The sequence below is a fragment of the Ralstonia sp. 1B3 genome, assembly GCF_036631435.1.
The window spans coordinates 42,745-62,615 of sequence record NZ_JAPNUG010000009.1 but is presented as its reverse complement, the minus strand read 5'-3'; the positions used below and the strand labels follow the sequence as shown (position 1 = coordinate 62,615).

General features: G+C 65.4%; 13 protein-coding genes and 5 pseudogenes. 4 read left to right on the top strand and 14 right to left on the bottom strand.

Going from position 1 to position 19,871, the window contains the following annotated elements; genetic code table 11:
• Positions 1-71: 71 nt before the first annotated feature.
• The 5 genes and pseudogenes from OWR21_RS02585 to OWR21_RS02565 all read right to left on the bottom strand — a co-directional run bounded on the left by OWR21_RS02585 (position 72) and on the right by OWR21_RS02565 (position 6,541).
• The gene (locus OWR21_RS02585; RefSeq protein WP_316891684.1) at positions 72-656 is read right to left on the bottom strand and encodes a response regulator transcription factor; all 585 of its coding nucleotides are present in this window, start codon (positions 654-656) and stop codon (positions 72-74) included.
• A gap of 141 nt (positions 657-797) precedes the next feature.
• A pseudogene (locus OWR21_RS02580) lies at positions 798-2,784 on the bottom strand (methyl-accepting chemotaxis protein).
• A gap of 120 nt (positions 2,785-2,904) precedes the next feature.
• Positions 2,905-5,211 (bottom strand): annotated as a pseudogene (locus OWR21_RS02575) (hypothetical protein).
• Between the two features lie 116 nt (positions 5,212-5,327).
• Positions 5,328-5,555 carry a hypothetical protein gene (locus tag OWR21_RS02570; protein WP_332394535.1) on the bottom strand — a complete coding sequence of 76 codons (228 nt, stop codon included), beginning with the start codon at positions 5,553-5,555 and terminating at the stop codon, positions 5,328-5,330.
• Positions 5,556-5,752: 197 nt separating this feature from the next.
• Positions 5,753-6,541, bottom strand: coding sequence for an SDR family NAD(P)-dependent oxidoreductase (locus OWR21_RS02565; RefSeq protein ID WP_316891689.1), 789 nt, complete (start codon positions 6,539-6,541; stop codon positions 5,753-5,755).
• Positions 6,542-6,821: 280 nt separating this feature from the next.
• Here OWR21_RS02565 and OWR21_RS02560 point away from each other — a divergent pair, with 280 nt between their 5' ends.
• Positions 6,822-7,310, top strand: coding sequence for a MarR family winged helix-turn-helix transcriptional regulator (locus tag OWR21_RS02560; RefSeq protein ID WP_147218967.1), 489 nt, complete (start codon positions 6,822-6,824; stop codon positions 7,308-7,310).
• 81 nt (positions 7,311-7,391) lie between these two features.
• Here OWR21_RS02560 and OWR21_RS02555 read toward each other — a convergent pair whose 3' ends face one another.
• From OWR21_RS02555 to OWR21_RS02540, 4 genes are all read right to left on the bottom strand, one after another.
• On the bottom strand, positions 7,392-8,090 hold the full coding sequence (locus OWR21_RS02555; protein WP_147218970.1) for a response regulator transcription factor: 699 nt from the start codon (positions 8,088-8,090) through the stop codon (positions 7,392-7,394).
• A 107-nt stretch (positions 8,091-8,197) separates the two neighbouring features.
• Positions 8,198-9,145, bottom strand: coding sequence for a S1C family serine protease (locus OWR21_RS02550; RefSeq protein ID WP_442968594.1), 948 nt, complete (start codon positions 9,143-9,145; stop codon positions 8,198-8,200).
• Positions 9,142-9,723 carry a hypothetical protein gene (locus tag OWR21_RS02545; protein ID WP_316891690.1) on the bottom strand — a complete coding sequence of 194 codons (582 nt, stop codon included), beginning with the start codon at positions 9,721-9,723 and terminating at the stop codon, positions 9,142-9,144. Before OWR21_RS02545 ends, OWR21_RS02550 begins: the two co-directional genes overlap by 4 nt.
• Before the next feature lie 154 nt (positions 9,724-9,877).
• Positions 9,878-10,486 (bottom strand): TetR/AcrR family transcriptional regulator, encoded by a 609-nt coding sequence (locus tag OWR21_RS02540; RefSeq protein ID WP_316877064.1) that lies wholly within the window; start codon positions 10,484-10,486, stop codon positions 9,878-9,880.
• 103 nt (positions 10,487-10,589) lie between these two features.
• On the opposite strand from OWR21_RS02540, the gene OWR21_RS02535 reads away from it, so the two are divergent.
• On the top strand, positions 10,590-12,056 hold the full coding sequence (locus OWR21_RS02535; RefSeq protein ID WP_332394534.1) for an MFS transporter: 1,467 nt from the start codon (positions 10,590-10,592) through the stop codon (positions 12,054-12,056).
• A gap of 7 nt (positions 12,057-12,063) precedes the next feature.
• Here the strand turns inward: OWR21_RS02535 and OWR21_RS02530 are convergent, their stop codons facing one another.
• The gene (locus tag OWR21_RS02530; protein WP_332394533.1) at positions 12,064-12,663 is read right to left on the bottom strand and encodes an undecaprenyl-diphosphatase; all 600 of its coding nucleotides are present in this window, start codon (positions 12,661-12,663) and stop codon (positions 12,064-12,066) included.
• Positions 12,664-12,913: 250 nt separating this feature from the next.
• Between OWR21_RS02530 and OWR21_RS02525 the strand changes: the two are divergent.
• A pseudogene (locus OWR21_RS02525) lies at positions 12,914-14,278 on the top strand (sensor domain-containing diguanylate cyclase).
• Positions 14,279-14,642: 364 nt separating this feature from the next.
• Here the strand turns inward: OWR21_RS02525 and OWR21_RS02520 are convergent.
• Positions 14,643-15,559: pseudogene (locus tag OWR21_RS02520) on the bottom strand (LysR family transcriptional regulator).
• Between the two features lie 189 nt (positions 15,560-15,748).
• Here OWR21_RS02520 and OWR21_RS02515 point away from each other — a divergent pair.
• Positions 15,749-16,507, top strand: a complete 759-nt coding sequence (locus tag OWR21_RS02515; RefSeq protein ID WP_332394532.1) for an SDR family NAD(P)-dependent oxidoreductase — start codon at positions 15,749-15,751, stop codon at positions 16,505-16,507.
• 83 nt (positions 16,508-16,590) lie between these two features.
• On the opposite strand, the pseudogene OWR21_RS02510 reads toward OWR21_RS02515, so the two are convergent.
• From OWR21_RS02510 to lspA, 3 genes and pseudogenes are all read right to left on the bottom strand, one after another.
• Positions 16,591-17,958, bottom strand: a pseudogene (locus tag OWR21_RS02510) (APC family permease).
• 195 nt (positions 17,959-18,153) lie between these two features.
• The gene (locus tag OWR21_RS02505; RefSeq protein ID WP_332394531.1) at positions 18,154-18,879 is read right to left on the bottom strand and encodes an OBAP family protein; all 726 of its coding nucleotides are present in this window, start codon (positions 18,877-18,879) and stop codon (positions 18,154-18,156) included.
• Positions 18,880-19,096: 217 nt separating this feature from the next.
• Positions 19,097-19,606 carry a signal peptidase II gene (gene lspA, locus OWR21_RS02500; protein WP_332394530.1) on the bottom strand — a complete coding sequence of 170 codons (510 nt, stop codon included), beginning with the start codon at positions 19,604-19,606 and terminating at the stop codon, positions 19,097-19,099.
• Positions 19,607-19,871 lie beyond the last annotated feature (265 nt).

Here is a 19,871-nt window from a genome sequence, read left to right as displayed (position 1 = left end):
GCTTCATATCGACTTTAAGAGACCGCCCTAAACAGCGGTCTCTTTTTTTGCCCGTGAATTGTGCCGATGGATCAATCGGGAAGTCCGACCTTCCTTGAGATGCGGTGCTTGAACGTGGACACCGTCTTGGGCGAGATGCCGAGGCGCTTGGCGATCTCAGTGTTCCGATGGCCTTCGGCGAGCAGTTGGTTCACACGCATTTCGCGCTGAGTGAGCGTGGCAAGCCCCGCGCCTTCCGACGGCCCCATCGCTGAGGCGGGAAACGACAGATAGCCGCGTGCCGCCAGCAACAACGCCGCCGTCAGCACGGAGGTCGCTTCCGATTTCGGCACGTAGGCGTTGGCGCCTGCCAGGAAAGCGAGCCGTGCCTCGTTGCCGGTGGTCTGGGCAGACGTGACGACCAGGCCGATATCGCGGCGCTGCGCACGCACGCGACGCACGAGTTCCAGCCCGTCCAGGTTTGGCAGATTGATATCGACGATGGCGAGCTTCGGGCGCGCGGAGCGGATCAGCTGCAGCCCCTGCGCGCCATCGGCCGCCGTGGCGACGAGCTGCAGATGCGGCGATCCGGCAAGCAGGGCCCGAATGGATTCGAGAACGATCGGGTGGTCGTCAATGGCGACGACAGGATGGAAGGTTTGATCTGCGGTGGACATGGCGAGCGGTGACGGAGCGGGGTTCCATGCTGCGAGTCACCGGTGCGGATCGGGTTCCGCGCGGTACAGGTTTGCACGATTGCCCGCCAAACCTTGTACCGATTGCAACGCCACATCATCAATTCATGACATCTTGCCGGGTCAGGTCAGCCGGAACACATCCACCGCGCCGCGCAACTCCTGGGCTTGCTGGCGCAGGCTTTCGGCCGCGGCGGCGGCTTCCTCGACCAGCGCGGCGTTCTGCTGCGTGACCTCGTCCATCGACGTGACCGCGCGGTTGACCTCTTCGATGCCTTGCGACTGTTCGCGCGACGCGTGGCTGATCTCGCCCATCAGGCCGGCAATGCGCTCAACGCGCGTCACGATGTCCTGCATGGCATCGCCGGCGCCGCGCGCGGCCTCGTTACCGGCCTGCACTTCTTCGACCGAGCGACTGATCAACTCCTTGATCTCCTTGGCGGCGGCGGCACTGCGCTGGGCGAGGCTGCGCACCTCGCCGGCCACGACGGCAAAGCCGCGGCCCTGTTCGCCCGCGCGGGCGGCTTCCACGGCGGCGTTCAGCGCCAGGATGTTCGTCTGGAACGCGATGCCGTCGATGATGCCCGTGATGTCGGCAATCTTCTGCGCCGTGGCGTGGATGCCCGACATGGTGCCGACCAGCCGCTCGACCGTCTGCCCGCCGGCATTGGCCGCCTCGCTGGCGGATTGCACCATGTCGTGCGCGTGGTGGGCGCTCTCGGCGTTCTGGCGCACGGTGGCGGCCAGTTGTTCGATGCTCGATGCGGTGCGTTCCAGGCTGCCGGCCTGCGCTTCGGTGCGGACGGAAAGATCGGCATTGCCGGCGGCGATCTGGCCGGTGCTCGACGCGATGGTCGAGGCGCTGGCGCGCACCTTATCGACGATGCCCGACAGGCCGTCGCCGACGCCGTTGACGGCGCGCATGACCTGGCCGATCTCATCGCGGCGCGTGGTGGGCAGGCGGTGCGTGAGATCGCCCTGCTGCACACGCTGCGCGACGTTCACCACCTCGGCCAGCGGCGTGCTCACGGCACGGCGCAGCATCCAGTACAAGCCGCCCGCCAGCAGCGCGCCGAGCGCCAGCCCCAGCAACAGGAACCGGTTGCGGGCGGCCACCAGATCGGCGTTGAGCTCATCCACGTAGGCCGTGCCGGCAATCAGCAATTGCCAATCCGGGTATTGCGTGAAGACGGTCAGGCGCTCGCGCGCGGTGCCGCCTTCCGTGTCGGCCAGCACATGACGCAGCGTGCCGTCCTTGCGCGCGATCATCTCGCGCACCCAGGCCTGGCCGTCGGCGTCCTTGGCGTCGAGCAGGTTCTTGCCTTCGCGGTCTTGCGCATGGTCGATCAGCACCTTGCCCCGGTCTGCGCCGGGCTTGCCGTCGATGACGAAATAGCCGCCCGTCTTGCCGATACCGTGCGAGCGGATCTTGTCCTTGAGCAGTGCCAGTTCCGAGCGCACGTCCACACCCACGTACAGCGCGCCGATGACCTTGCCCGACGCATCGCGCACGGGCTCGTACTTGCTCATGTAGGGCACGCCAAACAGCCACGCCAGCCCGCGGAACGGCTCGCCGGCCATCAGCGCCTTGTAGCTCGGGTGAGCGCGGTCGAGCAGCGTGCCGATCGCGCGTTCGCCGTTTTCCTTCTTGAGCGAGGTGGTCACGCGCAAAGTCGTCACCGGTGCGGGCAAACACGGTGGCGATCGTACCGCCGGTGCGCGCGAAGAACTTGTCCGGCACGGTGAAATTGAGGTTCAGCACCGTGTCGCCGCTCTTGAAGGTGGGCGTCGGCTTGCCCGCCACTTGCACGGTCTGCGCCGGGTCCACGCTGTAGGGGCCGGGCGCGGCGTCGGCAAAGGCGGTCAGGAACCGGTCGGCCTCGGTGCGCATGGTGCCGTCGAACAGGCCGATCATGTCGCGCATGGCGGCCTCCTGGTCATGCATGGCCGATTGCGTATTGGCCTCCAGCATGCGCAGGCTCGATTGCGGAGTTGGCCAGCGCAAACATGCCGAATACCGCCACCAGCGCGATCAGGCCGATCACAGCCAGACGGGTACCGAGGCTTGTGGGACGTTGTGAAACTTCAGAAAGGGCGCAGACGCTCTCATGCTTTTTTCCTGGGGGTCGTCAGTCGAGTTAACAACGGATCGACCCGCAAAAGCTTGAGCGCAAACGTTTTACAAACCGCTTTGTCTGATAAACCAGACATCTGTCTGCCATCCCGGACGTCACCGGTCGCAGGTCAGCTCGACATGCTGAGGCATGAGCTAGCGGGGTTGCCGGCGCCGAGTTCGATGCGCCAGTCAGCCCCGCGCGCGGCGCCCACGTCGCGCCCTTCACGGTGGCGCGGCAGCGGGCGGCGTTGGCAAAGCGAATGAACGGCCGCACATAGCCGGCGACATCGACGGACAAGGAACGGCCGTCCGCGCTGCGCCGCCAGTTCGACACGCGGCCGCTGGCCTCGCGCACGTATGGCAGCGTTGGGCCGTCGTTGTCGAGCGCAGCGCGCCGAGCCGCGGGTCAGATGGATATACGTACCACCCGGACCCGCCGCGTAGCCCGCCACGTCGCGCGCATCCGCAAGACGCGGCACACCGGAGCCGGCCCGGCGCACGGTGCGCAGATCGCCATTGCCGCGCACGACCCAGGCATCGCCGTCACGCGCAGCGGCGATGGAGCGGAAGTCGAGCACCTTGCGGATGTAGTCCGACGCGTAGATCGGCATGACCGGCTGGGCGACCGCCCAGTCGTACACCTGCCGCAAGGCGGTAAGCGAAGCCAGCTTGGTGCCCGAATACATGTGGTAGTAAATGCCGATCGGTTTGAAGCGATAAGGCTTGTCGGTCAGTTCGAACGTTTCGATGGCCCGCGAGAACCCGTAATACGGGCCGTGCCAGAGGTTGGTGTAGATGTTCTCGTTCTGGTCGGGCGCAAAGACCTGGAACAGGCCATCGCCTTTGTCCACGCCAAGCGGTGCCACGGCCGTCCAGCTCGTACCTGGCCGTTGCCGCTCCACAGCAGCACCTTCACGCGCTTGCCTGGCGGCGCCAGCTTCGTGTTGATGTACTGGATGGAGCCGGCGATCTCGCGGTCATCAATCTGCGGCCGTTCTCCGTCGTGGTGTCGGGCACGGGCATGGCCGGCAGCTGCAACGCGCGGCGCAGAAAATCGAGCGGCTGGATCACCCAGCGCGCCTGATCGACCTCGGGCATGCGGAATACGCCAAACGGCTGCAGCACATAACCGCCCCACGGCATGATGGCCGCCGCGTCGTAGGCGTAGCTGCCGGCCGAGAGCCGCAGCGACTGCGCCCCCGCCACACCCGGATCAACCTGCACCCCCACGGCCATGCGCCGGTCAGGATGGGGATGCAATTCGAAACCCATGATCGGATCGCGCGAGACCACGGCAAGGGGCCCTGCCGTGCCGGGCACGGCTTGCAGATCGAACATCTGCGCCGTGGGCATCCATGTTCAGCCCAAACTGGTTGAACATCGCCACACGCACACCGGCGCCCATCGTCCGCCGAAGCCACGCCGCCCATGCGCCCGGCCGGGAGGCGATGCCATCGAACCACGTGACGACGCCCGCATAGCGGTCGGGCGTGACGGCCGGCAACGGCTTGTTGGCGTCGGCAAACTCGACGCGGTAGCCGAGATAGCTGATCGGCATGGCCAGATAAAGCACCGACGGCGCGGTGTTGGTGCTGGTGCCGGGCTCCTGCGGCTCGACGAGCAGGATGCGGCGCGGCATCACCTCCAGGCGGCCGATACCGATGAAGTCGGCGTCCGGCGGTCGCGTAGCCGCTGACGCCGCTGCGCGTGCCACGTTGGCGGTCTCGCGCAGACAGGCCCGGTTGTAGTTGGCGCAGTAATCGAGCGCCACCGCCGGCAGGTGGAACTGCGCGCCGATGTTGCGCAGCGTGGCAACGCGCGCAGTGCGGTCGGCATCGGCCACATCCTGCAAGCCCTCGCCGCTGGTGCGCTCACGCACCAGCCCTGCCGTCACCACGCCTGACAACTGCGGTGCGAGCGTCTCGAGCCACGCCGTGCCGCCGGCCAGCAGCTTGGTCTGCGGCGCGCGGGCGTGCAGCGCCTGGGCCAGTGCCGCAATGCGGTTGCCCGCGTCGGGCGCGCTGTGCTGAAGCGCATCCAGCCCATCCAGCAGGAAGCCCGCATAGCCTTGCGCCAGCAGCGGCGCAAAACCTGGTCGATCACATTGGCGGGCCACGCGCTGGCGCGCATTGCTTCGGTCTGCTGCGTCAGGTCTACACGGGCGAACCACAGCGTGGGCGATGGCTGCTTCGGATCGAAACTTCCAGCCGTGGCCGGGTCCAGCACGACCCAGTCGAAGGCTTGCAGTTCAGCCACGGGGACATTGCGGCCGTAGTAGAAGGCGATCTGCGGACTAGCCGAAGCGGACGTCGTCGACGGCTGTGCAACAGCGGTCGCAACGCCGAACGCCAACGCAGTGGCAACCAGCCACGTCGGCCACCGCCACACCCGACTCTTGCCCGCCTCCTGCCTGCCGTGCATCCGGTCCTCGAAAGTCGATCCGACTTTTATTGTGTCGGGCAGCCGTCCGATTGCAATGTTTGCGGCCGCAGCGTGCCCGCCGGGGCACCTCGGGGCGCATGGCGGGCGTACGCGGCTCAGTAGCCGACCACCGTGTACTGCGGGAATTCCGCTTCGAACGCCTTCTCCAGGTTGTCGACCGTGGCGACTGCGGAGGTGTAGACAGCAGTTGTCGTGCCGCTGTCGTAGGCCAGCGTAACGGCCCAGGCGGCATGCGCCGTGTTGACGCGATCGCGTGCGGCTTGCGCGGCGAGCAGGCCCGGGCCGTTATCCGGTTTGGTTCCGTAGACTTTGCAGTGGGACATGGCAATCACTCCGAAGGTGTGGAAGGAATGCCGCCAACACACGGGCGAGGACACGCTCGGTCTGACTGGTCTGCGTTCTTGACGATACGGGTGAACAGACACGCTGCCGGCTGGTCCCGCCGGCATGCACCAGCGGCACGGCCAGCGTAAAAGCCGGGGCCGTGCGCCGGAATGGTGCGTTCGTCAGGGCTGACGTTCTAGAACGCCGACTTCACCACGCCGCCGTCCACGCGCAGCGCGGCGCCGGTGGTGGCCGAGGACAGCGGGCTCGCGACATAGGCGACCAGGTTGGCCACCTCCTGCGTGCTGGCAAAACGCTTGATGAGCGAGGTTGGGCGGGCCGTCTCGAAGAAGGTCTTTTCGAACGCTTCGAAGCTCTGGCCGCCGGAGAGCTTTTCGACAAACTCATCGACGCCTTCGGAACGCGTCGGCCCCGGCAGCACGGCATTCACCGTGATGGCCGTGCCCGCAGTCAGCTCGGCCAGGCCACGCGAGAGGCCCAGCAGCGCGGTCTTCGTCACGCCGTAGTGAATCATCTCGACAGGAATCTGCACGCCGCTCTCGCTGCTGATGAACACGATGCGGCCCCAGTTCTGCGCACGCATGCCCGGCAGATACGCGCGGGACAGACGCGCCCCGCTGAGTACGTTGACGTTGAAGAAATGCTGCCATGCGGCGTCGTCGATTTCCTCAAACGGCTTGGGCTCGAAGATGCCTAGGTTGTTGATGAGGATGTCGACCTTGGGGAAGCGGGAAAGCAGCGCGTCGGCCTGCACGGGATTGGACAGGTCTCCGGCAAAGCCCTCGACCTGGGCGTCGGGCACTTCGGTGCGCAGGCGCGCAATCGCGTCGTCCACGGACGCCTGGGTACGGCCGTTGACGATCACGCGGGCGCCTTCTGTGGCCAGTGCTACAGCAATGGCATGACCGATGCCCTTGGTCGAGCCGGTCACGAGAGCGAGCTTGTTCTGAAGGTGGAGGTCCATGGCGTTCAAAAAGGAATATGGAGGAGGACGAGCACGCCGCGCCACATGGTGCGCGTAGGTTACGGCGTCGACGTTTCAACCATGATACGAAGCACCCCGCCCCTTGGCAGCCGCAATCGTTTTGCAGCGGTATCCAACGAGATTTGACGATCCGCGTCGGTATCGATCCCGGCTTGACGGCCTGGGCAAGCGACGATTAGTGTGCAATGAAGCACGCCACCGTTACGGGAACGCGGCGCGCCTTACAAGCCGGATCACCGGCAGAACGGGGAGCACCACCATGAGCATCGACGTACAGACACCTGAGGCCGCCGACACCAGCACCACGGAAGGCGCCTACCAGCTTGACACCATGGACCGCGATACCAACATCGGTCGGCTCGTGCACCGGGTCCGACATGCGTTGGTGACGCACATCGACAGTGCCCTGGCTTCGCTGGACCTGACTGCCGCGCAGTGGACGGTCGTCATCTACCTAGCGGAAGACCTGGCCACCACGCCGGCCGAACTTTCACGCCTGCTGCATTACGATCCGGGCGCGATGACGCGGCTGATCGATCGGCTGGAGAAGAAGAACATCGTCAAGCGCGCGCCCAGCGATGCGGATCGCCGCTCGGTGGTGGTCTCGCTGACCGAGCAGGGTCGTGCGCTGTATCCGGAGATCCGGCCGCTGATCATCGATGTGCTGAACCACCTGCTGCGTGGGTTCTCACAGACCGAGGTCAAGCAGTTGGAGAACCTGCTGCTGCGCGTGCTGCATAACGCCTGAGCGGATCAGGCGCTCGCGCTTCGGCAGCAACCGTCGACGTTGTGAGCCGCGCCTACGGCATCGCGCGGCGCGACTCGGCGCTCACTGCCCTTCAAGCTCGTGCTTGATCTTGAACAGCTCGGTATCGGTGCGGATACCCAGCTTGCGATAGGCCGATTGCTTTTGCGAGCTGATCGTCTTGATGCTGCGCGCGAACTTCTCGGCGATGTCCGTGACCGACATGCCCTCGAGGCAGCAGCGCAGCACTTCGCGCTCGCGCGGGCTGAGTTCCGAGCGGTCGATCAGCGCAGAGAGATGGGTGCCGCTGTCGGTGGGCGCGGGCGCATCGGCAGTCAGGGCATCGCGCTCCATCTCGGCCGCCAGCGCGGCATTCAAGCGCTTGCCGCCCGTGGCCACGGTGCGGATGGCGCGCACCAGTTCCGTCAACTCCTCTTCCTTGCCCACAAACCCGCGAGCACCGGCGTGCATGACCATGCCGACCGTCGCCTTGTTGTGATGCGCCGACGCCACGAGGATTTTCAATTCCGGATAGCGCACACGGATCAGGCGGATCAGGTTCAGCCCGTCGATCTCGGTGGGGCCCAGCGAGTAATCCATCAGCAGGACATCCACCACAAGGTTGTTGTCCTTGAGCGCCTGCACGATTTCGCGGCCCGAGGCAAACAGGCCGCAGACCTCGATGTCGGCCTCCTGCTTCAGGCGCGCAGCCAAACCATGGCGGACGACCGCATGGTCATCGAGCACGACCACGCGGATCGGTCGGGTCGCGGTCCAGTTCATGTTGGCAGGTTCCTCTTCGACGGGTTTTACTGGCAGCACAAAAGCGCCATCAAGGTGCTGCAGCGGCCGGCCGACATCTTAATAGCATTCCCGCGCAGCGACGGCGGTTACTTCGCCTCGACGATGGTGTCGTCTCGGGCGTAGACGGAACAGTTTCGATACTGCTCCTCGCACCACGACATCGCGCGGAACTCGGCGTTCTGCCCCCACGCGTAGCGGAACGCGTCGCCGTCGGCCGCAACGAACACCTTCGGCCAGGGCTTCTGCAAATACTCTGCAAATCCGGCTTGCGACTTCGGGCCGAGTTCACCGCGCTTGCGGGGCCGCGGCGCGGCGGCGGCCACCGCCGTGGCGGAAGCCGTGTTCACCGACACCGCCGACGCCGCGGCCGCGCGCTCGGCCAGCGCCTTCTGCGCGCGGGCCGGCACATCGTTGATCCACTCGGCCGGCGCGGCAAAGTTCAGGTTCTGCCCGTAGACGGCAGACACCATGCGCGACGTGATGCCGACCAGCCGCGCATTGCTGTCGAACAGGCCGCCGCCGCTGGAGCCGTGCGAGATCGCCGCCGACGTCTGGATCGCGGTCAGCACCCCGTTGTCGTCATGCCGCAGCGACGAGATCAGCCCCTCGCTGATCGTCAGGTCAAACCCGAGCGGATTGCCGATCGCGTAGACCTTCTGCCCCGTCACCAGCATGCTGCTTGGGACGATGCTGACAGCGGGGTAGTGGAAATCGGCAATGCGCAGCTGGCACAGGTCGCGCTGCACGTCGGGATACAGCAGGCGCGCGCCAAAGCTGGCGTTGCCGCGCTTGAGCGTGACCTGCTTGCCGCCGCGCAGCACGTGGCAGTTGGTCACGGCCAGCCCGTCGCCGATCACCACGGCGCTTCCGAGGGCCAGCGGCTGGCCCTCGGCGTTGGACACGCGCACTTCCCAGATGCTGGGCGCGACCTTGGCGAACACTTCGGCCGGCTCCAACGCGGCCGCCGGCAACGCGGCCAATGCCGATGTGGCAGCCAGCAGCGCGCGGATCATGAAGGCAGTGCGGTGCGTCATTGCGGCGTCAGCAAATCGGAAAGGTCGCTGAGCGTGGTGGAGCCGTCTTCGGAACGCGTCTTGTCACGCATGAAGGCCACGTCTGCGTCGGTCAGGTCGGGGCACGTCCCGGTGCCCAGCGACACGTTGGTGCGATAGACGCGATAGCGCACGTTAAGGGGATGCCACGATTTGCCGTCGTCAGACTCGACCACGCCGGCACGGCAGACGTGTGCGTTGGTCGGATAGCTGGCCGTCATCTTGTATTGCTTGCCTCGCTGCGGCACAAAGGTGACCGAAACCCCGCAGCTATAGACCAGCGTGGCGGAAGCCCGGGTAAATCTGGCTGCGAGCGCGGTTGGCACACCGGCCAGCACGCGGATCGGCCGTACCGGGTCTGCAGCCTTGAGCGCGGTATGCGCGCCACTGCAAGACTTGGCATCGTCGAAGACGAGGATGGTCGGGTTGGTGCTGCCGGAGGGCCGGACAAAGTCCACCGTGGCTGTGCTGGCCCCAGCCGGCGGTTCGATATATGTTGTGCCACAGCCGGCCAGCCCGAGTGCACCCCCTACTACCGCAGCGATCATTCGGATCGTCATGCGTCCCCCAGCGTTTTTTGATTTGATTGTTCAGTGTGATTTCGCTGGCGCCGCTCCGTGCGCCATGCTGCGCACAAGTGTAACCAAAGGTGGCGCCGGGGGAACGTTGAAGCGCCGCAGGGGCGTTGCTTGCGCGTCGCGCCGACGACTCCGCTCAGGCCAGCGCAGCGTCGATACGCGCCCGCGTGCTGCGGCGCGCGCGCTCGAACACCTCCATGTCGCCCATCAGAAACGCCACGTTGGCGTTGGAGCGAAACGATTCGATCTCAAAGACGAGCTGATCGACATCGACATCGGCGCGCAATTCACCGGCCGCCTTTGCCGCGGTGATCGTCTCGCGAAACCGCGTGCGCACTGCCTCGCGATGCCCGCGCACGCGATCTTGGATCGCGCCCGGCCGCGCCCGGTATTCGTAGCTGGCCGCACAGACAAAGCAGCCGCCTGGCGATGCACCGCTGGCCACGTAGTCGAACCAGCCGTCGGTCAGCGCACGCAGGCGGGCAAGCGGGCTTTCCAGCGCCAGCGCGGGCTCCACCACCTTCGCGCGGTAATGCACCACGCCCGCGTCGAGTGTGGCGAGCTGCAGCGTTTCCTTGTCGCCGAAGAGCACCTGGATATTGCCCTTGCCCACGCCGGCGTCGGTGGCCACGCGGCCGATGGTGAGGCCCTCCAGCCCGTCGGTGGAAGCGATGGCGGTGGCGTGCTCGAGCACCTGGGCGCGCGCACGTTCGCCACGCTGGCGTCGGCCGTCGGTTTCGTTCATGGCAATGCCCTATCGGTGAGTGGGGTCAACACAATCGGCCCTTGACGTGGGCCAATCGCTCTCTAGTATACGTACGACCGTATATTAATAACCGAGATCCCCCATGTCAACGGAATCCCTTTCTGCCGGCGGCGTTGCCGCGCCCGCCAAACGGCACTGGCCCGCGCTGGCGGCGCTGCTGACCGGCAACTTCGTCACCATTCTCGACCTGTTCATCGTCAATGTGGCGATTCCGGACATCCGCGCAGGCCTGCACGCCAGCTTTGCCGAAATCCAGCTCGTGATGGTCGGCTACAGCGCGGCGTATGCGGTGTTCCTGCTCAACGGCGCCCGCCTGGGCGACCTGTTCGGGCGCAAGCGCATGTTTCTGGCGGGCATGGCGCTGTTCACGCTCGCCTCTGCGCTGTGCGGGCTGGCAACCACGCCGTGGATGCTGATTGCCATGCGTGTCGGCCAGGGCCTGGGCGCGGCCATTCTGATGCCGCAGGTGATGGCCTCGCTGCGCGTGCTGTTTGACGGCGATGCGCGGCGCCGGGCGTTCGGCACCATGGGCGCTGTGCAGGGCGTGGCGGCGTCGGTCTCGCAAATCATCGGCGGCTGGCTGATTGCGCATCCGCTGGCGGCCGGCGTGTCGGGCTGGCGCGCGGTGTTTCTGGTGAACGTGCCGATCGGCATTGCGGCGCTGCTGGCGGCCCGCGCCTTCGTGGCCGAATCGCGTGCGCCGGTGGCGGCCCGTCTGGACGTGCACGGGGCCGTGGCCGGCGCGGTGGCGCTGGCGATGCTGCTGGTGCCGATCATGCAAGGCCGCGAATCAGGCTGGCCGTGGTGGTCCTGGGTGGTGCCGCTGGCCTCGTTGCTGGTGTTCCGCCACTTTGTGCGCGTGGAGCAGGCGCTGTCGGCGGCGGGCCGCGTCCCAATCATCGAAATGGCGCTGTTCCGCAACCGCAGCTTCGTGCTGGGCGTGCTGGCGATCTTCCTGTTCTACACGGCCATCAGCTCGTACTTCCTGGCGCTGACGATCCTGCTTCAGTTCGGGCGCGGCCTGTCGGCGTTGGCCGCGGGGCTGGTGTTCACGCCGGCCGCCATGGCGTTCTTTACCGGCTCGCTGACGGCGCCCCGTCTGGCAGAACGCATCGGGCAGCGCGCGTTGCTGTTCGGCGTGGCGATCTTCGCCGTGGGCATGGTCGTGCTAGCCACAATGGCGCAGCTTGGCGCGGGTACCGTCTGGCTGATCCTGCCGCTGATGCTCAACGGCTTTGGGCAGGGCATGGTGATTCCGTTGTCGCTCAACACCATCCTGAGCGGCGTGGAAACCGCCCAGGCCGGCATGGGCGCCGGTACGGTCACGACCATGCAGGCCGTCGGCAACGCGGTGGGCGTGACGGTGGTGGGCGTGCTGCTGTTCTCGCTGCTTGGCCAGGTGGATGGGGCGGATGGCGCGGTGGCGGCGGACGCGGCCACTCACGCCGCGCACTACGGCCACGCGTTCGCGCTGGCCACGCTCTACAACGTGGGGGCGACGGTGCTGTCGTTCGTGCTGTTCTGGCGCGCGTGGCGCCGTCACGCCTGAGCCTCGCTTACTTGCGCACCCAGCCGCGCCGCACGCAGGGCGCAAGCAGCACGCCATGCACGGCGAGCCCGAAGCGGTGCAGCGGTTCCGACAGCGTATGCGCCACGCGCCCGCTGCACAGCCAAGCGCATAAGGCCGACACGGCCGCCGCGCCCAGCATGTCGAACGGATAGTGCACGCCCAGGTAGATGCGCGCCCACGCCATCGGCACGCCGAGCAGCGCCAGCAACACACCCACGCGCCGCAGGCGTGCGTTCCACATCAGGCTGAACGCCACGGTCCACAGCGCGGTCAAGTGGTCGCTGGGGAACGACGAATCCGGTGCGTGCGGCAGCAGATTGGTGCCCAGGCCAATCGCAAACGGCCTGGGGTGATACCACGCCAGCCCGAACGCAACGTTGATCGACAGCGCAAACGCGGCCGCCACGCCGGTCTGCAAGGCCTGGCGCCGCGTGGTGGGCTCGCCCCACAGCCAGCCGGCCACGAGCGTGAGCGGCACCAGCCAGATCGCGTATTCGGCAAAGGCCATCGCCAGCCAGACGGTGGTGGCCGAAGGGTCGGCCGGCGCGTTGATCCAGAGAAACAGCGTGTGATTGAGTGATTCCATACAGCAGCGGCCCAGGGCCCGAATGATTCAACAACGGTGAGATGCCCGGCCCACACTACGGAACATTTCCTTCAATTTCCTTGGAACGCGCCTGCGGAGCCTGGGCCGGCCGACTTAGGCCTTCCATAGCGATGTCCCCGCTCCCTCGATCCTTGCCTAGGCTTTTCCCACCGCCTGCCGCTGCCTATGATGAAAGGCGCAAACGGCACGCGAGCAGGCCGATACGCACAATCTCGAACCCCGGGGGTGGATGGACAGCTTTCATTCAGCGGGCCACACGCCGGCAGGCGACGCTTGCCGGCGCGATCGCGCTGCTGATCCTGCTGACGCTGGCCGTGGCCGCGCCACGTGCGGGCCTGCAATGGCCGGCGATCAACCCCTTCATGCCGATGTGCGCCTTGACGGTATTCACTACCGCCAGCATCGCGGCGTTTCTGCTGGGCGCGCAGTTCATCGTTACGCGGCAGCCGATGCTCGGTGCGCTGGGGGTGCCTATGCCTTTACCGCCCTGGCGGTCGCGCTCCAGTTGCTGATGTTCCCCGGCGTGTTTTCACCGACGGGCCTGTTTGGCGCCCGCCCCACCAGCGCGGGCTGGATGTGGGTGTTCTGGCACGGCGGCTTTCCGCTGTTCGTGATCGTGGCGGTGCTCATGCGCGATCGGTTCTCGCGCGACGCCATTGCCACCGGCCGCGTGAGGCTGTGGGCGTGGCTGCTGATCGGCGGGCCGGTGGTGGTGGGTGTGCTGCTGTGCAGCTTTGCCGTGCTGACCAACCTGCCGCCGCCGCTGCATGCCAACAATCGCGACAACCCTGTCGCCGTCGTTCTGTGGGCCATCAACGCCATTGCCGTGCTCACTGTGGTGGCCAGCGGCCGCCTGCGCGCGGTGCTCGACGTGTGGCTGGCCATTGCGGCGCTGGCCTGCCTGACCGACACCACCCTCAACCTGCTGAGCACCGACCGCTTTACCGTGGGCTGGTACGTGGCGCGCCTGTTCAGCATGTTCGCGCCCGGCGTGCTGGTCTGCGTGCTGGTGTGGGAAGTGACCGCGCTGTACCGGCGGCTGTTCGAGGCGCACGTGTCGCTGCGGCAGGCGTCCGTGCGTGATGCGCTGACGGGGCTGTACAACCGTGCCTACTTCAACGAGCAGATCGTCAGCCAGATCGGCGCCGCCCAACGCAGCGGACAGCCGCTGTCGCTGGTGATGGTCGATGTCGATCACTTCAAGCGCTATAACGACGCCTTCGGCCACCTCAAGGGTGATGCCTGCCTCGCCGCCGTGGCACATGCACTGGCCGGTGTAGTGCGCCGCCCGGCAGATTTCATCGCCCGCTACGGCGGTGAGGAATTCGTCGTCGTCCTGCCCGCCACTGACGCAGACGAAGCCCAGGCCCTCGCGGAACGCGCGCGTGAAGCCGTGCTGCGCCTTCGCATGGAGGCAACGGCGCCGTCGCGCTACGTGACCGTCAGCGCCGGCTGCGCCACGTCCGTGCCGGGCAACGGCGCGCTCTCCATCGATACGCTCGTCGAGACCGCCGATGCCGCGCTGTACCGCGCCAAAGCGGCGGGCCGCAATCTGGTGATGACCGCGCAGCCTGCACCCGGTGCGTTCACGTAGCAGACGTCACGCACGTCGAACGATCAGGCACGTGGGCGTTCGCGTTGCCCCGTCTGTGCTGTCTTCTTTATTTCTTCTGTATATAAAAATAGTAGTAGTAGATAACGGTGGATCGTTTCTGTGGACAGCTGCGGAAAACGCTTTCGCGTCAACGGTTTGCGAACTGCACAACCCATCGGACAGCGTGTGCCGATGCGTGGATGACTCGTGCCGAGCGCGCTCCACCCTCTCGGCAACCACCCAAGTTATTCCCGTGCTGTGGACAACCTGACCCCGGACAGCCAACACAGTTGTCCCTGAAGTTCTTCACGTGCTTATCCACATATCCACATGTCCACAGCGGTAATCGGGACCATGCGCGCGATTACCGCTTCGGCGCCCACGCAAGCCGCGCCGGGAACGCCTCCACCAGCCAGTCAATGAAGACTCGCAGCCGATGCGTGACATGGCGCGTCTGCGGATAGACGACGTGAAACGGATAGGGCGCCGGGCGCCACGGCTTGAGGATCTCCACCAGCGTGCCGTCGTTGATTGGCGCTTGCGCCGCATAACCAAAGGTCTGCACGATGCCCAGACCCGCGAGACATGCGGCCAGATGCGCATTGCTTTCGTTCACGCCGATGCGGTGCTCGACCTTGATTTCGGTCTTTTCGCCATCGCGCTCGAAGCGAAACGGAACCGCCCGCCCGTCTGGCTGAAGACGTAGCTCACCAGCCGGTGGCCGTTCTTCAGTTCATCGGGGTAGGCCGGCGTGCCGTATTGCTTGAGGTATCCGGGCGTGGCGCACGTGATCAGGGGCGCATCGCCGAGGTGGCGTGCGACCAGGGACGCGCTGTCCAGCGGGCCGCCCCGAATCACGCAGTCGACGTTGTCCGCGATCAGATCCACCGAGCGGTCTGATACGCCCAGGTCGATCCTGATCTCGGGATAGCGCGCAGCAAACTCGGGCAACAGAGGGATCAGCACGTCGCACGCAGTCGACCCGCCGACATCGATGCGCAACGACCCGCGCGGCCGCCCGCGGGCGACGCTGAACGACGCATCGATGTCTTCCAGGTCGCGCAGGATTCGCGTGCTCTTGGCGTAGTAGTCCTCGCCTTCGGGCGTGACCGTCACGCGCCGCGTCGTCCGCTGCAGCAGGCGCACGCCCAAGTGAGCCTCCAGCTCCTGCACCTGCTTGCTGACGGTGGCGATGGGCATGTCGAGCGAATCGGCTGCCCGCGTAAAGCTGCCCGCTTCCACCACCCGCGCAAAAGAGCGCATTGCCAGGAGTTGATCCATTCGAATGTCCGCACAAATTATCCACAAGTGTGGATAGTAATTCTATTTGCAGCGCTTTTTCGAAAAGTTTGCTGGCCCTAAAGTGCCTCCATGCCCAACGCGACGGCGCCACGTAAAGCGAAGCAAGGCATGAAAGAACCCGCCGCAAGGTCATTCATCCCAACCTGAAATCACGACATGGAGCACATCATGAGCAAGCAACTGGAAGGCAAGATCGCACTCGTCACCGGCGGCAGCAGCGGCATCGGCCTTGGCGCCGCCAAGGAACTCGCTGCCCAAGGCGCGCGGGTATTCATCACCGGGCGCCGCCAAGCGGAACTGGATGCCGCCGTCGCAGAGATCGGCGCGGGCGCCACCGCACTGCGCGCCGATGCATCGGTGTTGTCCGACCTCGACGCCGTCTATGCCCAGATCGCCAAGGTGGCCGGCAAGCTGGACATCCTGTTCGCCAATGCCGGCGGCGGCGACATGATGCCGCTGGGCGCCATCACCGAAGAGCACTTCGACCGGATTTTCGGCACCAACGTGCGCGGCGTGCTGTTCACGGTGCAGAAGGCGCTGCCGCTGCTGACCGACGGCGCGTCGATCATCCTGACGTCGTCCACGGTGTCCGTTCAAGGCACGGCCAACTTCAGCGTCTACAGCGCCAGCAAGGCGGCGGTGCGCAACTTCGCCCGCTCGTGGGTGATGGATCTGAAGGATCGCGGTATCCGCGTGAACGTGGTGAGCCCGGGCCCGATTCGCACGCCCGGCCTGGGCGGCCTGGCCTCGGATGAAACGCGCCAGGGCCTGTTCGACTTCCTCGCCGCGCAGGTGCCGCTGGGCCGCCTGGGCGAGCCGTCCGAAGTCGGCAAGGCCGTCGCGTTTCTTGCGTCGGACGCCGCCAGCTTTATCAACGGCATCGAGTTGTTCGTGGATGGGGGATGGCGCAGGTTTGAGAAGCGGTAGCCGGAAGCGCCGGCGCGACCTGACAGCATCCGACGCGCCAGTTTGGCGTCGGGTGCTTGGCGAGCGGGTGTTGTCGCGCCGGCTCACGCCGAACGCGCCAGCCAGATCTTCTTGCGGTTCAGCAGCAGCGGAATGACACCGATGGCGATGCCGCCCATGCCCACGACGTTGGTGACCCAATCGAAGGTCGGGATGCTGTAGAGCGCGATGAAGAAAAGGAAGAGCCCGCTTGCCACCGGCCAGATGACATGCGTGATGGCCACCCACGGCCCCTGCGTGAGCACCTTCCGGTAGTACCAGCCGCAGGCCAACCCGGTGAGCCCTAGGTAGAAGCAGATCTGGAAACCGATGGCGGTAATTGAATCCTGCAGGATGACGTTGATTGTCGGCAGGTAAGACGACACGAACAGCAGCACAAGCCCCGTCAGCCAGATGAAGAAGATGGCGATGTGGGGCGTACGCCAGACCGGATGCAGACGTGCATAGCGCGCGGAGTGCGCCGTCGCGGCTCTTGGCAAACAGCGTGCGCGTGAACTGCAGCATCTGCGTTTCGACCGTGCCCACCGTGCTGAGCAACACCGCGACGATCGCGACGTAGCCCCACGTCGGTCCAAACAGCTTCTCGGCAATGGCGAAGATGATGTTCGTGTTGTAGTGCTGGATCTCGGCATCGGACAGGCCAAGCTGCGTGATGACGATGAAGACGAGGAAGAACGCCATCAGGAACACCATCGACCAGAACGCGGCACGGCCTGGCGTGCGGTTGGCGTCGCGCGTCTCTTCGCTGAGGTTCATCGTCACGTCCCAGCCGTAAAGAAGAAGATCGCCACCAGCGCGCCGTTGGCGAACATCTTGGGCGTGAAGGCGAACGGCCAGAACCAGACCCACGAGAACGGATGCGCGGGCGCACGCGGAAACACGATGAAACTCGCGACGATGACCGCGAGCAGGATGACGCCCTCGACAATCGTCATCAGCACCTGCACGTAGCTGGTCAGTTTGATGCCCTTGACGACCACCACGCTGACAAACGTGAGCCATGCCGCCGCAATGAGCGTCACGTAGTGCACGTTGTTCATCATGGGCCGGTTAAAGATCAGCAGCGTGGCATTTGCCGCCGGAATCATGGCCGACACCATGAACACGCAGCACAGCACCAGCAGTGCCCAGCCGGCCAGGAAGCCCAGCGCCCGCCCGAATACCATGCTCACCCACGAATACGACGTGCCGGCACTCGCCATGGCGCGGTTCATGTTGATGAACGCGTACGCGATGCCAAACATGATCAGCCCGCACACCAGGATGCTCGCCGGCGACTGCGTGCCAGCCGTGCCGATGATGGTGGATGTCGTGATTTCGATGCTGTACGCCGGGGCAGTGCCGGCGATGCCCATGATCACCGATTCGACGATGCCCAGGGAATCGGCATTGAGCTTGGCTGGTTGGTCCATGGGTGCGCGACTCCCGGTTGGGATTGGGCGACGATAGCGCGATTTTTACCCTGCGCCGGATGTGCAGGCAATAGGGGCGTCTCTGGGGCGAGTCAGGGCCTGGGGCGGCGCAGGATTGGGCGGCCTACGTAGCCGATCTCCCGCGCCGCAGGCGGCGCGGTGCCTATGGAGTCCGCTTCTGGTTTGCCCGGGCGTTCACATCCGGCGCCTTGGCCCCGGCGCCCGCGGTGGCGGACTCGTGAGCGTGCTGGCTTCCCGTGGGATCAGCAATTTGAAACGCGTTGCCCCGCTGCCAACCATTGGCTGCAGGATTGACCGGCGGCGCGGGAATATCCGCACGGTCCTTCTTCCGCTCGGCACTGTCGATGCCAATGCGCTTGTCTCGCTCGGCAACCATCGCTGCATTCGCCTGGCCCTCCCCGTGAAACCCATCATCAATTGAGGAACGCCGAGCGGCAGTTGTTTGTCGAGATCGGTATGCCACGTGTGCCATGTCTTGCCATATGTGCCGACCAGTTTCTTCATCAGTTCTTTTTCTGCCGGCTCGGGAATCCCAGGCGCGACGAGCTGCCCGGATTTCACCTCCCAGACGTGGCTGTGCCACAAGGCTTTCTCTGCGGGAGGCAGCGTGGCGAACAGCTTTGCGCTGATGATGTATTCCACGCCCATCAACTTCGCATTCTTGACGTTGCCGTCGTAGATGGTGCATTGGGTGACATCCTCGTTGACGATCGCGCAGTAGTGATGCGCCTCCATCTGCACGTTCGGCCGGCCGTTATAGAAATGGAAGCCGTCCAAGTAGGCGTTGATGGCCTCGACGGGTGGCCTGTCCTGCAGCGCAGCGGCGCCTGCTTCCAGAACTTTCGTCTTTGAAGACTCGGCTTGCCCCGGCGCGCGGACATTCGATTGGGTATCGCTCACGATGACAACCGCTGACACCGAGCGCGGCAACGGCACAGACAAGGAGGACGTATCGCATGGCTTGCCCCGGGAGCATGTTGGATGCCCCCGCATCGCAAGACTTGCGCCCACGGGCACGGTGGGTGTACCCGCCCCCGCATGCTGCACGTGCGTCTGCTCACATTGGCGACTAAAACGGCATCCAAGGCAGGCGCCAGCCCGCTGCGGCCTGCATTCCTCAAGCCGTCGAAGCCCCAGGCAAAGTGGGCCCGCGTTTTGCGCCACGGAATAGAAGGAGCGCCACGCCGAGCATGATTCCCACGTCTGCGACGTTGAATACACCGGTTCGCAACTGCCCGATGCCGATGTTCAGAAAATCGAAAACCCGGCCGTCGTAGACACAACGATCGAACAGGTTGCTGAGCCCTCCGCCCAGAATGCAGGCTGCCGCAATGACGTCCGTGCGGCCGAGCCTGGGCGAGCGCAGCACCCACACGAACAGGCCGACCAGAATTGCCAGGACGCCATAGATGAAGACGACATTGCGCGTCGCGTCCGACATTCCTGCGCCGAGGCTGAGGAACGCACCGTGGTTATAGGTAGGTAGAACCAGAAGGCTTCCGGAAAGCAATGACACGACTTCGCCGGGCGTCAGCATTTGCTTGAATAGGGCCTTCGTCGCCTGGTCGATGACGATCCAAGCGAGCGCGCAAAGCAGCACAGTGGAAACGCGTTGTTTCGTCGTCATGCGAGAGGTCGTCATCTGTGGGCGGGCCCCCATTTTAGGCCGCAGAGCGCACGCTGGAAGGCAAACGCGAGCTGACGCCGATGCAGCATCAGCATGCCGTCTGACAAAAAGAGCCCCGGCCGGGACGGGTGGCCGGGGCTAGCTAGGACTGCATGGACGACTAGAGAGGGAGGAGCCTCCCCTTAAGTTGCCAGGGGCGGAGTCTATGGAAGGGGTCTTGCCGAGGCAACTCAACAATTCTCAGCGGGGATGCGCCCCTTCCCGG

Coding starts and splice junctions, on each gene's coding strand:
- OWR21_RS02585 (WP_316891684.1), bottom strand. CDS start 656: ATGTCCACCGCAGATCAAACCTTCCATCCTGTCGTCGCCATTGACGAC.
- OWR21_RS02570 (WP_332394535.1), bottom strand. CDS start 5,555: ATGTCCCACTGCAAAGTCTACGGAACCAAACCGGATAACGGCCCGGGC.
- OWR21_RS02565 (WP_316891689.1), bottom strand. CDS start 6,541: ATGGACCTCCACCTTCAGAACAAGCTCGCTCTCGTGACCGGCTCGACC.
- OWR21_RS02560 (WP_147218967.1), top strand. CDS start 6,822: ATGAGCATCGACGTACAGACACCTGAGGCCGCCGACACCAGCACCACG.
- OWR21_RS02555 (WP_147218970.1), bottom strand. CDS start 8,090: ATGAACTGGACCGCGACCCGACCGATCCGCGTGGTCGTGCTCGATGAC.
- OWR21_RS02550 (WP_442968594.1), bottom strand. CDS start 9,145: ATGACGCACCGCACTGCCTTCATGATCCGCGCGCTGCTGGCTGCCACA.
- OWR21_RS02545 (WP_316891690.1), bottom strand. CDS start 9,723: ATGACGATCCGAATGATCGCTGCGGTAGTAGGGGGTGCACTCGGGCTG.
- OWR21_RS02540 (WP_316877064.1), bottom strand. CDS start 10,486: ATGAACGAAACCGACGGCCGACGCCAGCGTGGCGAACGTGCGCGCGCC.
- OWR21_RS02535 (WP_332394534.1), top strand. CDS start 10,590: ATGTCAACGGAATCCCTTTCTGCCGGCGGCGTTGCCGCGCCCGCCAAA.
- OWR21_RS02530 (WP_332394533.1), bottom strand. CDS start 12,663: ATGGAATCACTCAATCACACGCTGTTTCTCTGGATCAACGCGCCGGCC.
- OWR21_RS02515 (WP_332394532.1), top strand. CDS start 15,749: ATGAGCAAGCAACTGGAAGGCAAGATCGCACTCGTCACCGGCGGCAGC.
- lspA (WP_332394530.1), bottom strand. CDS start 19,606: ATGACGACGAAACAACGCGTTTCCACTGTGCTGCTTTGCGCGCTCGCT.